The following is a 16,247-nucleotide window of genomic DNA, read 5'->3' as shown; positions in this document are numbered from 1 at the left end:
GAAACTCGTAATAGTAGCTCTCTGGAAGGTGTGATTTCAGATAGCGTGGAGAAGTCTTTTAAATCTGAGAATAAAACAGTGAGATAACGACTCTCACCACCTAGCTCAATAGCTTTGCCTGAACTTAACAGGTCATTGACAAGGTCCTTAGGTACATAGGAAGTAAAGGCAGCTATTGTCGACTTTAACCTTTTGATAGCATTAGATAATGTACTAATTTCATAAATACTAGAGGTAACCTGTGGATAATCATCACTTTTAAAAGTGAATATATTTTGAATTTCAGTTGTGAGGGATTCTAAAGGTTTAGATATCAGTTTCGAAAAATAGAATGTCAGAAATGCAATTAAGATAAATGCAAAGATACCAAAGATAATTAACCTTTGATTGATTATATTAAGCTCAGCCATAAAATCATCTAGAGGAACAACTGTCATGACGATCCAAGGCTTTATATAATTGGCAGGAAAAGAATTAAAATTTGCAAGATAGGGAACTTTATTTTCCCCAAAAGTAAATTCAATCTGTTTCGATCCAATTTGGTCATATATTTTTTTAGCTACCGAAGCAGGAGATGAATCTAGATCTACAATCTTCCTAGGTACTAAAGTATCTTTTTCTTTAATAAAACCTAAATTTACTTCAGGGTGAACAATTACATCGCCCTGTTCGTTAAAAATAATAGTCTGACTATTTTTGCTAATTTTATTTTTGAGTAAAAAATCAGCAAATGATGCAACTTTAACTTGAGCAGTGACGCTTCCTAATAGTTGATTACTGACTGTAATAGGATGGCTAATGCTAATAACAGCTTGTTTAGTGCTATTAGTAAAATATGGGTCCTCTATTAGAGGTATATCAAACTTTCCTTCTGAGAAATTTTTAGTTATGCCTTTATAAAAAGGTCTTTCTCGAGGATCATATTTGTTTGGGGATGTGAACTTTGCTATCACATCACCCCAGGACTTAAAAAAGGTATAGGTAGACTCTCCATTCTGATTTTTACTACGATCAATCACCCAACTCACATATTGTGATCCCTCCGGAGGAACACGTCCTGCAATGGGAATGGCCTGATTAGTCCTTTGTACCTGTCTAAATGAGCCATCTTTTGAAGATAAAAAATAGCTTACTACATTTAAATTATTTTCTAAATTAACAATACTATGCTCAGTAATCTTTTCTTGATTTATCAACTCAGGATTGGAGGCAACCATCTTTGAAGTCACTCTTACCGCATCCACTATTGGATCAAGAAATTCAATTAAACTATGAATTGATTCTTCGTTTGCCCTCACAACTAAATTAATTGCATTTTGCTTATAGATTAAATAGTTAGTGCGATAAGAATAAAAAATAAAAGTAATAAATGCAGGAATAATTAGCATTAGAAATATAACGCTTATGCTAATCCTTAGATTTATATTTTGTTTTATAAAATTTGGTAAAAACTTTTTATCTTTGCTCATAAGAAGAATATTTAATAAAGCCTATTTTAAGATCAGATTTTTGTAACTGAAATAGTGGTTTGATCTTCCCTTTTTTCACCAGCAATCAACTTAGGCATCATGCTACCAGCTTTTCCGTTCCTAGCGGTTATATTGAGGAGCTTGGCTGATGTTTTATGTAAATTCATGCATAAATTAGATCAGTTTTAGAGACAAATTAATAGAGTGTGCTCCAGAGCTTTACACACGCATTTTCATCTGCTCTGCTAATTGCTCCGCCTGCTTAGTAATGGCGCTCGCGGCTACGACATCGCCCAAACTGCCCATTGTGGCTGGACCAATTAGCCACAAGTTCTCCCATGCTTTTTGATTCGAGTCGAGCACTCGGAGATTGGTGTCTACTGCAATTGATTGCTGTAGATCGTCAGGTATGGCAAGTTGGCTAGTGATCAAATTGCTCAATAAAGGATCGACCCCAACACCCGTGCAATTAATTATTCTCTCACCTACTGCCTCGTAACCATTATCTAGTAGCACTTTAATATTAGGTCGAGCACAGCTAATTAGCTGTGCTCGACCCAAGATGAAATGAATCTGATTTTTTGCTCTTAATTGCTCATAGCTAGCAATGGTTTGAGGTGAGGCCCGAAAGCGGTATAAAGACCAGATCCAACCTACCCGTTTCAATAAAATAAGACGCTGTTTAGAAGAAAATTGCTGCCAAATCGTATTTAAATTAACCCTTAATTCTTCCCAAGAACATTGCCATTCTGAAGTAGCTGCATCAACAGAGGGAAGATACTCACGCATAAACCGGATAAAGCGTCGTGGGCTTAACTGCTTAGGCCATTTAGGCTCCTGCTGTCTTTGCCACGGCGCTTGAACTGGAGGAAAGATTTTTCGTGGGCTAATTACATAAATCATGCCGCGGTGACCCTGTTCTACAAGCGCGTTTATCGCATCAAGCGCCGTTAATCCGCCGCCGAGCAAAATAATATCTTCATGAGATCCTACTTCTTGCAGATACTCGCCGGCCCATGGATTTTCTACCAGATGAGTATGAATCCAAGTTGGGGAAGCAAGCTTTGTATTTACATTACAAGGCCAGCTAGGTGGCGCATTACCTGTTGCAATAATGAGCTGTTTAGCGATGAGCTGATCCTGATTACTTAGACTAAGAGTCCAATCATCTCCTCTACGAAGAATTTGCGTAACCTTGGTGGGGATACGTTTCAGTTGCCGCAAACCTAATTCATGCGACACTAGTTCAGAAATATAACGGCCAAAATCATGCCGCCTATAAAAATATCCAGCTGTCGTTTTTGCTTCTGGGTCATGAATATGGCTCTGTGCCCACCTTGCAAAATGCAAAGGATCATCTGAAAAAGTAATGAGTAGATCCTCGCGAACATTAAGCCGATACGATTGGCTCGCACAGGAATAGGCATTTCCGCGTCCGATTTCTCCTGGCCCAATAAGAGTAATAGATGAAGCAGGGACTCCCTTGCGTAAAAGATGGATAACCATGATGGCGGCAGCAAATCCGTCTCCTACAATTACAATTTCATTCGATTTATGCAATAGCTCTTCTTTTTCAATTTAATGTTAATAATATATTTCGCTTTTAATGTGATCGATTCTTAAACTGGGATATTCGAGAAGCAGTAATCATGCAAAATAAATTTCTTACGATTCTTCTAATAAAAAACCCCCACCATTTCTAGCGGGGGATTACTGATTTAGCCCTTGATAATTCTAAGACTTCTGAAACACTTAAAACTTATATCCTACGCCAACCAGGAAATTTAAAGTACTCATCCCATTGGTGCCAGAGGCTATTAAGGTATCGACAGCCCCCGTACCAGTAGCGCCAGTATTTACTCTTGCACTAGTAGAAACAGTTTGGTTGCCGTAATTTGCATAATTTACTTCGCCAAAACCATAGAGACCGCCTGAAATGATTTGCTTATATCCAAGACCCAATGAATAGCCAGTGTAATTAGACGATAAGGATGTAAATTGCTTGTACTGTGCGCCGCTATAACCAACCTTCAAATACGCTAAGCCATTCGTGCCAACCACCATGGCAGGAGAGAGAAAAATATTATAAGAATAGTTTTTTTGGTAATAATAATTTCCCGAACTATAAGTTGTACCTCGTATGCTCCCTGACTCCGTATAATTTTGCGCGCTACCTCCTAAGGTATATTCGGCGCCGACGCCTAATAAATAGCCTTTAGCAATATCGGCGTAATAACCCACCGAACCTGTGCCAATTAAATAACTTGAATTTCCCATGGATGAGTTAGCGGGAATGGCGTATCCATTAAATGCGGCTGAGCTACTAACTGAACTTGGCGATGATTGCTCATATCCAATACCAAGCTGCCCAAATGCGCCATTAAAGCTTGAAGCTTGTGCATGCACTGCACCAGCGCTAAGTATTAGAACTGATCCTAAGATAGATTTATAAAAATACATTGTGCTCTCCTCTTGTTATTTTTTTACTTATTTTTACCCATAAGATATGGGAATTCTTAGTCTAACTGATAAAGCAATTTTTAACTTAAGCCGTAAAACTCCTTCGCCCCCTTCAGCAGCAAATCAAACTCTTTAAGATTGGGCATATTTGGATTGCCTCCCTCAATAAATGTGCCGCCTATAACCCCAATATCTTTGGGTGTTGAGTTAGCTAAGCGTTTAGGAAAAATATAGAACGAGCGTTTTACCTTTTGGTTCGCCTCAGTCTTGCCTTCGCCAAAGTAAACCAAAATCATATAATTCATGTTTTGTGGTATTTGATTTTTTAGCATAATTAAATGCCCTTGAACTGGCACTACTTCGGCATCGTTTGCCAATTGATTTGATCCTAGGCCGCTACAGTTAAAAATAAATTTTTGCTGAACCTCTGCAAAAGAATTAATTTTCTTTTTAACAATTTTAATCTTGTTAGCCTTAATATATTGGTGCAATTCTCCCATCAGGGTAGCTGTATCCATATATATACCATCGTCATAAACCACCATGGGTCTGGTGGTGCCATTTCCAAAATCCAATATCACCTCTTTTGCTGGCTGCATAACAACTCCAACATAGGGCTCTAATCCTGAGTCTTGGCGATTATTAAAATAAGTTGGCACAATTAATGCGCCCCCTTTAAAGTCTTTATTCTTATTTTTAGCAATACCATCATAAAAGCGATAAGCTTCTACCCCGATTCGGTCGATGGTGACCTGCATCTCAGGTGAATTATCCATCGATACTGGCGCGAGTAGACCGCCAGCATTATGAGAAGTTAATGAATCGACTCGATCAGCATAGATAGTAATATTGCTAAAACCCCGCTTGTTTAAATCATATGCCGTGAAAAGGCCAATTACGCCGACGCCAATGATGGCGATAGGCGTAGCTTTATTAGCAAGGTCCATCGCATACTGAGTATTGATCAGTAGCTCGTTTACATAGTTTGCAGAACCGGGACCTAAAGTCCAACCACTGCCCCCATGGCCATAATTATGGGCAATGATTTTATTTCCCTCTTTTACTACACTTAAATTAGGTGAGCCATGTCTCATGGGGCGGTAGCATAGAATTCGCTGGCCTAAATAAGCGTCATTAAAATTCGGTGGGGTAATTTTGCGAATGTCAGGAGTGCTCCCGAGTGCCGAGTTGCCAATTAAGGCAGCAACTCCAACTGCGGACGATTGTAAAAAGTAACGGCGAGATGAATGACTCATGCAGCGACCTTGATATAATTTAAAAAATATAGAATAAACTATTTTTATCAAATTAATTCTTTAAATTCCAATGAAAAAAGTCATTTGCAGTATTTACTTTCTAATTTCTAGCTTGTTTTTTCTACAGCTATTTAGCCCCTCGGCCTTAGCCGTAAACGTATCTGAGTTGAACAATAGTTCTAAAACAGCCCTCACTAATTTACTGAAAGAAAATGTTGAAGCGAGAAAGTTAAATGCATCGGCAATAGCTGTTCTGGTCTTTCCAGTAATTACTAAAGCAGGCTTTATGATTGGTGGCCACTATGGTGAAGGTGTGTTGTGGAAAAAAAATAAGCCGACTGCTTACTACAATACTGCTGGCGGCTCATTTGGATTACAAGCTGGAGCTCAACAATATGGCTATGTGCTATTTTTTATGAAAGAAAGTGCGCTTGACGCGCTTGATTCGACTCAAGGCTTTGAAATTGGTACTGGTCCGAGCATTGTCGTCGTCGATCAAGGATTTGCGACATCAATGACTTCTATCAACACACAAGTTGATATTTACGCATTTATCTTTAGTCAAAAAGGATTGATGGCTGGCATAGGCATTCAAGGCAACAAAATTACCAAGCTTGACCAATAAAAGAACGGAACAAGACCCCAGTGGAGCTGGTTTTAACTCTGTAACAATAATGAATTTTGGGCATTGACTGACAGTACTTATCTCTGCAGCTTAGCCTGTGTTTACCAGTATTCCGCTGGAGGGGATTTCCCCCGATCTCACCAGTTTGTCTCTGGCGGTTAACTACGTATTACTTTTGAGAGGCCGGGCATCCTTGACAATAGCCTATTGGTTCTAGCTCCGACCTCTTGGTCAGAACGAGTCCTGACCAGAACCTACACTATATCTGAATCATTGCTAATTGTCAAGTAATTTAGTCAAGTATTTGCAGAATTGAAGACATTCAGTAAGGCCTTAAACATGTCCATATTTTTTTAACGCTTCTGCAAGACTAAGTCCGCTGGCAATTTCAGTGCGAATATTTTTCTCGATCACAGTTAAACGCTCTGCCTCGATTAAGACACTTTCTACTATCTCGACCGGAATCACAATGCCTCCATCTTCATCTGCCAAAATGAAATCGCCAGGGCGTACGGTTACATTGCTACCATCATGGCCACGAAGATAAACTGGTATCTGCCAAGCATTCACCTTCCATCTTCCTATTGATTGGACTGAGGTTTTATAGCGTGCAAATACAGGAAATTGATGCTCTCCAAGCCAACGCACATCACGAATGCCCCCATCAAGTAATGCGCCTACACACCCTCTTTCCTTCATGCCGAGCGCAATTAACTCGCCAAAATAACAAATGCCTTCGCCATTGCCGCTCCACACGCTAATCTCGCCCGGAGACAAGCCTTGACATGCTGCCATCTTATCGGCATCACCACCTTGAGCATAAGGAGTCATTTGCCCTCGAATGGTATAGGCCCACCCTGCCAAGCGCTTGCAAGTTTCAGGGTAAGGTCTAAAGTCAGCCGCTAATCCTTGCTGCAATAAATTCAGATTATCTAAAACATCAGCAACATTTGATGTGTCCACCTCTAAATACCGTAAGCGAATCGATTCTTTTTGTTCCGCAGTTAAATTCATTTGAAGCCTTTATGAAACCTATTAATAGGCATGATTTTAAAATCGCTTAAGTTCCCACCTGAAAGTGGGAGGTGAGCTTTCTTAGCATTGCAACTACACTCTGTGCCACGATACGTCCAGTGCGTGGATTTTCAGAGGGAATATTTTCCATCGTCATACTAAATTTTGCTGAATCTGAATCAACCGTAATGGTATGAGTATTGTGCGTCACCGTCGGATCAGCCCAAATTTCTAAAAATGTATTATCTGGTCCGATACCAGCTAATGCTAGTGCCACAACCACGTTCAGATTAGCTGGAAATCCCTTAGCTGCTTCTTTGGCATTCCCGGTAAATACTTTTAGAGGCTCTGTTAAGCCCTCTACAGAAATACGATTCTCAATTAAATAAGGTGCGCCCTCAAGACCCTTAGGTGGTTTACGGGTAATCATTCGCACAGAATGAATTTTGCCTTCGGCAGCGGCAACCATGGCATCTAAGCCAATTAAGGCGCCAGTAGGTACCATAATTACTCCACCAGTTTGCTTAGCCAATTCAACTAAATCAGGTCTAAACAAAATTGCGCCAACCGATAATACTATTGCTTTCTTTTGTTGCCTTAGAAATGGGCCAATAATATCGCCCAAGAATTCAGCTGGTGCGCACTCCACTATCACATCTGCGTGTGGTTCTAGTTCGTCGATACGCAATACCTTCACGGGGTGTGCCAAAGTCTTCACAAAGGCTTGCGCTTTATCGTGATTCTTAGCCGAAACTGCAGTGAGCTCAACTCCTGGAACGACTCCTGCTGCTAATTTAGTCGCCAGTGATTTCCCAATTGCCCCAAGCCCAGCAATAGCTACGCGGATTTTTTTAGGTGTACTAGTCATCTTGCTATTCATTCAAAAATAATTCATTAACAGAGCCGCGCAAATCCATCTCAAACTCCAAGCCCGCGACAGGTGGTCTTGCAAAATGCCAACAAAGTCCATTCGGTATTAAATCAGGCTTAGATAGTAACTCTCTCACTAAATCAGCAATATTATGAATCGAATAAGCTTGTACTTTAGTAACATCCTGCCATGTCAAATCCAGTGCCGTTAATCGAGAATTCATTTCTGCAATAACGAAAGCCATTTTTTGTCTGAGGCCAGCCTGCGAGATATCGCCATAAGCAATGATCCGATCCCTATAAGGTTCAGCGCCCTTTCTCGCGTCACCGCCGCCGGATAAAACAAAACTAGTTTTGGACAGAGGATCTGGCACGGTATAGGTAAAAGCCAACATGGAAACGACTTGTGGACCATGATGTTCTGGGCATACATTGGTTCGGGCAACAGGATTAATAGCGCTCTTCCCATCTACTGGGGCTTGATAAATTCCCCAGGCCGCCAATTGTTTAACATACTCCTGATTAAATGCAATAAAGCCTTGATCATCGAATTGCTGAGGTGAGCGCAGTTCACAATGAGCAAAAGCAGTCATTGGGCGTCCTATCTGACGCAAATGTTTTTCGATTGCGCTAAAGCCATCCTGCAAGGGTATGGCGCGCTCAAAGCGAATTTGCTCAAGGCGATATGTAGGAAGCGCGGCTACTCCTGCAGAATATTGAAAAACACTAGGCAGGTAGCGATAATTGCCTGCTGTAAATTCGATTGCTGAGTTCATGTTCTGCGCTAATCAATCGTCATACTAGAAGCTTTAACAATTTGAGCATACTTAGCAATTTCAGCCTGAATATGCTCGCCAAATTTTGCCGGTGTACCGCCAATAATTTCTATACCGCGCTCGGAAAAACTCTTTTTAATAGCGGGATCTTGTAAAGCACGATTAATTGCACTATTGACTTTATCTACGGCATCCCTTGAAAGGCCTACGGGAGCAACAATACCGTACCAAGAATCGGTCTCAAATTTTGGAAAACCTTGCTCGGCAATAGTTGGAATCTCAGGGGCTAGTGGTGCAGGAGTTAAATAGGTAGTACCAATCGCCTTGAGCTTTCCTGATTTAATATGCGGCAAGAAATCGGGTAGATTGCCGAACATCATATCGATATTACCCGCCAATAAATCGGTTAGGGCTGGACCTTGGCCCCGATAAGGAATATGCACAACATAAATTCCGGCTTGGGACTTCAGCATCTCACCGGCGAAGTGTGCTGTAGTGCCATTACCAAAAGAACCATAAGATAGCTTTCCTGGATTCTTTTTGGCATAAGCAATAAGTTCTTTTAAATTATTCACCGGCAAACCTGGGCGCACAGCCAACACGTTTGCAGTTTTAGCCATCAAAATAACCGGCTGTAAATCCTTATTTAAGTTATAAGGTAAATTCTTCACCAAACTCTGATTTACCGTAAAGCTATTAGCAACGCCACCAACAGTATGGCCATCAGTTGCTTTGGCAGTAGCATCTACTCCAATTACCGTTCCCGCTCCAGGTTTGTTATCAACAATGATTGATACACCCAAAACCTTTCCCATATCTGGTGAAATGGCGCGAACCACCGAATCTAATGTACTCGCGCCACCTGGAAAAGGCACAATAATGCGAACGGCTTGCCCATTTGGCCAAGTGCTAGTCGTTTGCGCATGACTAAGACCAAAATAAAAAGTACAGAAAAAAGTTAATAAACTAGTAAGGCCGATACTAAAGTTTTTAATCTTCATGTTTTCTCCGCTTTGATTAGCCTATAGTTTAGCTTCTCATTTATACCCCACCCGATCTAGCAATCTTTGTGCGGCAATTTGGTTCTTACCAATTGCCGCAATTGAAATATTTTCGGCCTTAAATGACCCGAGCATTTTAAGTCCTTCATTTTCTAACTTTACTGACTTAACGACTGGCCACTCATTATTTCCATTAGCAAAATACTCTTGCGCAGAGTCACTTGCCAAGTAGTCTAGAAATTGAATTGCTGCTTGAGAATGCGGCGCATTCTTCGCTACCCCGCCCCCAGCAATATTAATGTGTACGCCAGAGGTCTGTTGATTGGGCCAGACAAAGCCAATTTTAGAAACAATGGCCTGATCCTCTGGATTTTTAGAGCGCAATAATCTCACTAAATAATAAGAATTAGTTAGGGCCACACCACACTCACCCGCAGCAACGGCCTTAATTTGATCGGTATCACCGCCTCTTGGGGGTCGTGCCATATTGGCTACCATTCCTTTGGCCCAAGCTTCGGTTGCCTCTTCTCCGCGACGCTCGATCATCGCCCCAATGAGCGACAACATATAAGGATGTGCACCTGAGCGGGTGCAAACCTTGCCTTTATTAAGAGGTTCTGCTAATTTTTCGTAGGTATCCACATCCTGAGGCTTCACTGTAGATTTGTTATATACAACTAAACGCGCTCGAGTCGAAAAACCAAACCAGGTCGTGCCTTGTGCATCAGGCTTCGCGCGTAAATTTGCTGGAATTCGGCTTTCCAAATAGGGCGATTGAATGGGTTTAAAGAAACCATCAATTTGTGCCCGCCAAAGACGCGCTGCATCAACCATCAAAATAACATCGGCTGGACTTTTGTTGCCTTCGCTCTTTAATCTTTCAGCTAAGGCATTGTCATCTGCTTCAATCCGATTGATTTTAATTCCCGTCTTCTTAGTAAAGTCGCTGTAGAGAGCCTCATCGGTTTGATAGTGTCGAGCGGAATATAAATTAAGCTCTTTTGTTTCATTCGCTGTTTGTGCAATCACAGGATTAGTAGCCCAAAAACTGATGAGTAATAAAGCAATAATTAATGTGCTCACACTTAAGGCGAGCGGAATCTTTTGCGTCAAATTTTGTTTTCTCATTTCTATTACGAATGCCCTATTCTCAAGCTAGATTTAATTAGATTTGAACTAATATATCACAAATAAGAATGATTATCAATTAAGAATTAGGGCTTTGACATGAGCCGAGATAGCACCAAGACCGGCAAAAGACCAGCCAGCACAATAGTTAGGGATGGTAATGCTAGCTCTGCCAAGCGCTCATCAGCCGCTAATTGGTAGGTGGCTACGGCTAAGGTATCAAAATTAAATGGGCGTAGCAGTAAGGTGGCAGGTAATTCTTTCATCACGTCAACAAAAACAAATAATCCAGCGGTAAGCAGACTCCGCTGGAGTAACGGTACGTGCACCCTTCGTAAAATCTGTAACTGAGATAAGCCAAATAATGCTGCCGAGCCATCCATTGAGGGGGTAATCCGCGCTAAACCTGCTTCAACAGTTTGCAAGCTAGAGGATAAAAATCGTACTAGATATGCGTAAATCAAAATAAGTATGCTGGCAGAAACCCACCAAGCAATCTGAAAAATTTCTAAAAAAGAAAGTACCCCAATGGCCAAAACTGCGCCTGGTAAGGCATACCCAAAGCTCAATAAACGATTAACCCAAGCCAAGCGTGCATGTAATCTCACAGCATAGGCAAAAAATAAGGCTAATAAGACTGAGGTGAAGGCAGTGATGAAAGACACCGATAAGGAGTTACCAAGCCATGCAAAATATCGTATGTCGAGATTAAAGCCTTGTTTGTAAAGCAGTTGCAGTAGTGCAAATGCGGGCAATAGAAAACCGCAGGTGATGGTTAGACCGCAAAATAAAAACGCTAGTAATGCACGTCTACCATGTAAGGTCTTAGCCAAAGACTTACTTTGGAAAGAGGATGAATAGCGCAGTTGAGAACGACTACGCTGTTCAATAAAAAAGATGAATAAAACAAAACCGAGTAAACCCAGTGCCAGCTCTATTGCGGCCATACGATCACCAAAAGATAGCCAAGCTTTAAAAATGCCAGTGGCAAAAGTTTGCACCCCAAAGTAAGAGACTGCACCAAAGTCAGCCAAAACTTCCATGAGGGCCAACGCCATTCCCGCAAAGATTGCGGGCCTAGCCATCGGTAAGATCAATTTCCATAAGGCCTGCATCTCACTGTAACCTAAAGTTTCAGAAACTTCGATCAAACGACTGCTTCGCTCTAAAAAAGCGGTGCGAGTAATTAAATAAACATACGGATATAAGCAAAAAGAAAAAGACCATATTGCGCCACTTAATGATCTTGGGTCAGGAAAAAACCATAAAGAATCTAATCCCCATAAAGATCGAATTGCGCTTTGCACGGGCCCTGAAAATTGCAATAGATCGACAAAAAGATACGCCATTACGTAAGTCGGTACAGCCAAAGGCAAAATTAATGCCCATGCAAAAAATTTCTTGCCAGGAAATTGATAGCTTGCAATTATCCAAGCGTTCCCAACTCCAAGAATAAATACGCCAATTCCCACCCCGAAAATTAATGCCAATGTCGATACGAGGTAATCCCCAAGGACAAAATGCCATAAATGAGCTAGCGTGCTAGTCACTAGCGTGTTACTTGCACTATCAGCGTTGCCGCTGAATTCTGGCAATAAAAATGGGAGCGCCAAGCCAAACAGGGGCAAAAACAATAAGAGTGCCAGCGGTACGACGATTCGACTCATCAAATCCACAATCCGTTTAGACTTTAGTTATGTATTAAACCATTTACATTAATGAGAAAATTATAGGGATGAACGTGAATTGCCCCCTGCTTTCAATAAAACACCTTGAAATTACCTATCCTAATCACACTGGGCAGGGGCAGGTTATGGCTGTTAATGATCTAGATCTAGAGCTGCAGCAAGGTGAGATTGGCTGTTTATTAGGCTCCTCGGGCTGCGGTAAATCTTCTGTGCTCAGGGCCATTTGCGGCTTTGAACCCGTACAAAAAGGCGAAATTCTGCTTCGTAATACCGTTGTTAGCTCGCCTGCCACTCATATCGCGCCAAGCCAAAGACGGGTTGGTATGGTGTTTCAAGATTTTGCTCTCTTCCCACATCTGACAGTTTTAGAAAATGTCGCTTTTGGTTTGCAACATTTTCCCGGCGCTCAAAGAAAATCCCTAGCTATAGAGTGGTTAAAGCGGGTCTCATTGGCAGATAAAGCCAATGTCTTTCCTCATGAGCTTAGTGGCGGGCAACAACAACGTGTAGCCCTAGCTAGAGCAATGGCCCCCGAACCCGACCTCATTTTGCTTGATGAACCATTCTCTAGTCTAGACATTGAATTAAGAGAGCGCCTTGCAGGGGAAATGCGCGCCATTCTCAAGGCCAATAAGATAACCGCTCTATTGGTCACTCACGATCAATTCGAAGCGTTTGCAATTGCCGATCAAATTGGGGTGATGGTTGATGGCAAAGTGATGCAATGGGATTCCCCTTATGAGCTGTATCACAAACCGATTAATCGTTATATTGCCGACTTTATTGGTCGCGGCGTATTTGTCAAAGGAGTGGTTCAAGCTAGTGGAAAAGTAAATATCGAGCTGGGCGAATTAGATTTAGATCCCGGCCACAGTAACGTAGTTGGCGAAGAAATTGATGTACTACTTCGTGCTGACGATATTCAACATGATGATGCCAGCCCAACGCAAGCTGAGGTAGTGAGAAAAACGTTTCGAGGTGCCGATTTTCTCTATACTCTAAAGCTTGCATCAGGTACTGAAATTTTTGCCTTTGTTCCCAGTCATCATGATCATGCCATTGGTGAAAAAATTGGTATTCACTTAGTTGCCGATCATGTCGTCACATTTAATCAAGAAGCAGATTAAGCTAAATCATAACGGTCTAGGTTCATCACTTTATTCCAAGCTGCGGCAAAATCATTGATAAACTTAGTTTGCGCATCAGCACAAGCATAAACCTCTGCTAGCGCGCGTAACTGTGAATTAGAACCAAAAACAAGATCGACCAGCGTTCCAGACCACTTCAGCTTTCCTGTTGCTCGATCCATGCCTTCAAGCACGCCAGTAGCTGCATCTCTTTGCTGCCACTTAGTATTCATATCCAGTAAATTAACAAAAAAATCATTCGTTAAGGTCTCGGGGCGCTGCGTGAAAACACCATATGCTGACTGATCAAAATTGGCATTGAGAACCCGCATGCCGCCAATCAATACCGTCATTTCAGGTGCTGTCAGGGTCAACTGATTGGCGCGGTCAATTAAGCGTTCGGCGGCTGCAGCCACATTGCCATCACCCATGTAGTTACGAAACCCATCGGCACGTGGCTCCAGTACAGCAAAAGAATGTATGTCAGTTTGCTCTTGCGATGCATCAGTCCGACCAGGAAAGAATGGTAGCGTTAGCGCTTGATCTGCTTTCTGGGCTGCCGATTCAATCGCTGCATTCCCGCCTAGAACAATTAAATCAGCCAGTGAAACTTTTTTTCCAGAAGTCTGTGAAGCATTGAATTCTGTTTGGATAGCCTCTAGTATTTGCAAACTAGTGGCCAACTCGGCGGGCTGGTTGACTGGCCAATCTTTTTGCGGCGCCAAACGTAAACGAGCGCCATTAGCTCCACCACGTTTATCGCCTCCCCGAAATGTGCTTGCTGATGCCCAAGCCGTTTTTACTAACTGTGCAATTGAGAGCGGTGATGCTAATATTTTTTGCTTTAAGTTAGTTATATCTTCTACATCGATCAAGGGGTGAGTGACTGGAGGAATCGGGTCTTGCCACAATTGCTGCTGCTTTGGTACAAGGGGACCAAGATAACGTGAGATAGGTCCCATATCACGGTGGGTTAATTTGTACCAAGCCTTAGAAAAAACGTCCGCCAATTCTTCTGGATGGGCATGAAACCGCTCCGAAATAATGCGGTAACTTGGATCCATCTTCAAGGCCAGATCGGTTGTAAACATCATCGGTGCATGTTTCTTAGCAGGATCATGTGCATCAGGTACGGTGCCGGCTGCCGATGCCTCTTTTGGCGTCCATTGATGAGCACCTGCGGGGCTCTTTGTTAACTCCCACTCATAACCGAATAGATGATCAAAATAGTTGTTATCCCACTGGATAGGATTTGTTGTCCATGCGCCTTCTAAGCCGCTAGTAATCGCATCATCCCCAGAGCCAGTTCCAAAAGTATTTTTCCAACCAAAGGCTTGTTCTGCAATCGGTGCAGCTTCGGGCTCTGGGCCAACATACTTTGCTGGATCAGCAGCACCATGGGCTTTACCAAAGGTATGTCCGCCAGCAATGAGAGCGACCGTCTCAGTATCGTCCATCGCCATACGGGCAAAGGTCTCCCGTATATCGCGCGCAGCAGCTAGTGGATCAGGGTTACCATCAGGACCCTCAGGATTTACATAGATCAAGCCCATTTGTACTGCAGCGAGTGGCTTTTCTAATTCTCGGTCACCGCTATAACGCTTATCGGCTAGCCACTGTCCTTCTGAACCCCAATAAATGTCTTCACCTTCCCAGACATCTTCGCGCCCACCGGCAAAACCAACAATCTTTAAGCCCATTGACTGCAGCGCAATCGTACCGGCAAGCACCATGAGGTCAGCCCAAGAAATTTTACGACCATACTTTTGCTTAATAGGCCAAATCAATCTGCGTGCCTTATCGAGATTGCCATTATCAGGCCAGCTATTTAGTGGCGCAAAACGTTGTGTGCCAGAACCTGCGCCTCCACGACCATCGCCAATGCGATAAGTGCCTGCACTATGCCATGCCATGCGAATAAAGAATGGGCCGTAGTGCCCATAGTCAGCGGGCCACCATGCTTGTGAGTTTGTCATCAAAGCATTGAGGTCTTTAATAACAGCATGTAAATCTAAGCTTTGAAATTCTTTGGCGTAATTAAAATCCTTAGGCATCGGATTAATTAGCGGTGAGTGTTGATTTAAAAGCTTGAGATCCAATTGATTGGGCCACCAGTCGGCATTCGTGGTGTGTCTGGCTAAGGCACGATCATCCGCGCTATCAGAAAACGGGCAAGTGGCTGCAGGTGACATGAAGCTTTCCTAAAATAAATGATTTAAAAATTGATTGAATGAATGCGCAGTTAAATGCTACCTAAATAATCGCGTTTACCAATCTCAACGCCGTTATGACGCAAAATATTGTACGCAGTGGTGACATGAAAATAGACATTAGGTAAGGCATGCCCTAATAAAAACTGGAGGCCTTTGTAATGGGTCTCTTTATCGCCTCGCTTGGTAATAATATCTTTATCTTCGGTGCCATCAATCTGCTCAGGTTTAATGCCTTCGATGAAAGCAATTGTTTTAGCAATACGTAACTTCAAATCTGCAATAGATTGCTCATTATCTTCATACACCGGAATTTCCACGCCAGCTAATCGGGCAACTACGCCCTTTGCAGTATCAGCAGCAATTTGAATTTGCCGCGTGAGGTTAAGCATATCGGGAAATAAACGAAACAAAGTAAAGGCGGTGACATCTAATTTTTTAGCCTCGATATGGGCTTGAGTCTTATCTAAAATAGCCGATAGATTCTTTAAAACATGAATTAATCGTGGTGCGCTAGCTTGGTACATTGAAATCGTCATCATTAGCCTTTAGGAAGAGAAAAATAGTAATAAGGATTCTGATGTTACTCTTGTAATATTAGTTTTGCAGAACTACCAGCGGCC

The 16,247-nt window shown here is 42.2% G+C and carries 14 protein-coding genes; 2 read left to right on the top strand and 12 right to left on the bottom strand.

Annotated elements, in window-relative coordinates; all coding sequences use genetic code 11:
- The 4 genes from LZT21_RS10740 to LZT21_RS10725 all read right to left on the bottom strand — a co-directional run.
- The coding region (locus LZT21_RS10740; RefSeq protein ID WP_233990766.1) for a cache domain-containing protein at positions 1-1,469 on the bottom strand (1,469 nt) is incomplete at its 3' end.
- 219 nt (positions 1,470-1,688) lie between these two features.
- A complete protein-coding gene (locus LZT21_RS10735; RefSeq protein WP_255696517.1) occupies positions 1,689-3,029 on the bottom strand; it encodes an FAD/NAD(P)-binding protein in 1,341 nt (446 codons plus the stop codon).
- A 192-nt stretch (positions 3,030-3,221) separates the two neighbouring features.
- The gene (locus tag LZT21_RS10730; protein WP_233990762.1) at positions 3,222-3,929 is read right to left on the bottom strand and encodes an outer membrane beta-barrel protein; all 708 of its coding nucleotides are present in this window, start codon (positions 3,927-3,929) and stop codon (positions 3,222-3,224) included.
- Positions 3,930-4,009: 80 nt separating this feature from the next.
- A complete protein-coding gene (locus tag LZT21_RS10725; RefSeq protein ID WP_233990760.1) occupies positions 4,010-5,185 on the bottom strand; it encodes an FAD-dependent oxidoreductase in 1,176 nt (391 codons plus the stop codon).
- Between the two features lie 70 nt (positions 5,186-5,255).
- On the opposite strand from LZT21_RS10725, the gene LZT21_RS10720 reads away from it, so the two are divergent.
- Positions 5,256-5,810: a YSC84-related protein gene (locus LZT21_RS10720; RefSeq protein WP_233935663.1), complete on the top strand. Its 555-nt coding sequence runs from the start codon at positions 5,256-5,258 to the stop codon at positions 5,808-5,810.
- 333 nt (positions 5,811-6,143) lie between these two features.
- Here LZT21_RS10720 and LZT21_RS10715 read toward each other — a convergent pair whose 3' ends face one another.
- The 6 genes from LZT21_RS10715 to LZT21_RS10690 all read right to left on the bottom strand — a co-directional run bounded on the left by LZT21_RS10715 (position 6,144) and on the right by LZT21_RS10690 (position 12,266).
- Positions 6,144-6,824: an RraA family protein gene (locus LZT21_RS10715; protein WP_233925200.1), complete on the bottom strand. Its 681-nt coding sequence runs from the start codon at positions 6,822-6,824 to the stop codon at positions 6,144-6,146.
- Between the two features lie 46 nt (positions 6,825-6,870).
- Positions 6,871-7,692 carry an aspartate dehydrogenase gene (locus LZT21_RS10710; protein WP_233925201.1) on the bottom strand — a complete coding sequence of 274 codons (822 nt, stop codon included), beginning with the start codon at positions 7,690-7,692 and terminating at the stop codon, positions 6,871-6,873.
- A 4-nt stretch (positions 7,693-7,696) separates the two neighbouring features.
- Positions 7,697-8,470 (bottom strand): hypothetical protein, encoded by a 774-nt coding sequence (locus LZT21_RS10705; protein ID WP_233935661.1) that lies wholly within the window; start codon positions 8,468-8,470, stop codon positions 7,697-7,699.
- Positions 8,471-8,478: 8 nt separating this feature from the next.
- On the bottom strand, positions 8,479-9,471 hold the full coding sequence (locus LZT21_RS10700) for a tripartite tricarboxylate transporter substrate binding protein (RefSeq protein ID WP_233935659.1): 993 nt from the start codon (positions 9,469-9,471) through the stop codon (positions 8,479-8,481).
- A 36-nt stretch (positions 9,472-9,507) separates the two neighbouring features.
- On the bottom strand, positions 9,508-10,599 hold the full coding sequence (locus tag LZT21_RS10695; RefSeq protein ID WP_233990758.1) for an extracellular solute-binding protein: 1,092 nt from the start codon (positions 10,597-10,599) through the stop codon (positions 9,508-9,510).
- An 86-nt stretch (positions 10,600-10,685) separates the two neighbouring features.
- Positions 10,686-12,266, bottom strand: coding sequence for an iron ABC transporter permease (locus tag LZT21_RS10690; RefSeq protein ID WP_233935649.1), 1,581 nt, complete (start codon positions 12,264-12,266; stop codon positions 10,686-10,688).
- Positions 12,267-12,412: 146 nt separating this feature from the next.
- Between LZT21_RS10690 and LZT21_RS10685 the strand changes: the two genes are divergently transcribed.
- Positions 12,413-13,414 carry an ABC transporter ATP-binding protein gene (locus tag LZT21_RS10685; protein ID WP_233990757.1) on the top strand — a complete coding sequence of 334 codons (1,002 nt, stop codon included), beginning with the start codon at positions 12,413-12,415 and terminating at the stop codon, positions 13,412-13,414.
- On the opposite strand, the gene katG is transcribed toward LZT21_RS10685, so the two are convergent.
- Both katG and LZT21_RS10675 read right to left on the bottom strand, forming a co-directional pair.
- Positions 13,411-15,606 (bottom strand): catalase/peroxidase HPI, encoded by a 2,196-nt coding sequence (gene katG / locus LZT21_RS10680; protein ID WP_233990756.1) that lies wholly within the window; start codon positions 15,604-15,606, stop codon positions 13,411-13,413. The genes LZT21_RS10685 and katG overlap by 4 nt on opposite strands.
- Positions 15,607-15,656: 50 nt before the next feature.
- On the bottom strand, positions 15,657-16,163 hold the full coding sequence (locus LZT21_RS10675; protein WP_233935634.1) for a DUF1993 family protein: 507 nt from the start codon (positions 16,161-16,163) through the stop codon (positions 15,657-15,659).
- Positions 16,164-16,247: the final 84 nt, after the last annotated feature.

Origin of the sequence: Polynucleobacter sp. IMCC 30228 (assembly GCF_021395205.1) — a bacterium.
Taxonomy (GTDB): domain Bacteria; phylum Pseudomonadota; class Gammaproteobacteria; order Burkholderiales; family Burkholderiaceae; genus Polynucleobacter.
The sequence above is the reverse complement of the archived record's forward strand: the minus strand, read 5'-3'. Positions and strand labels throughout refer to the sequence as shown.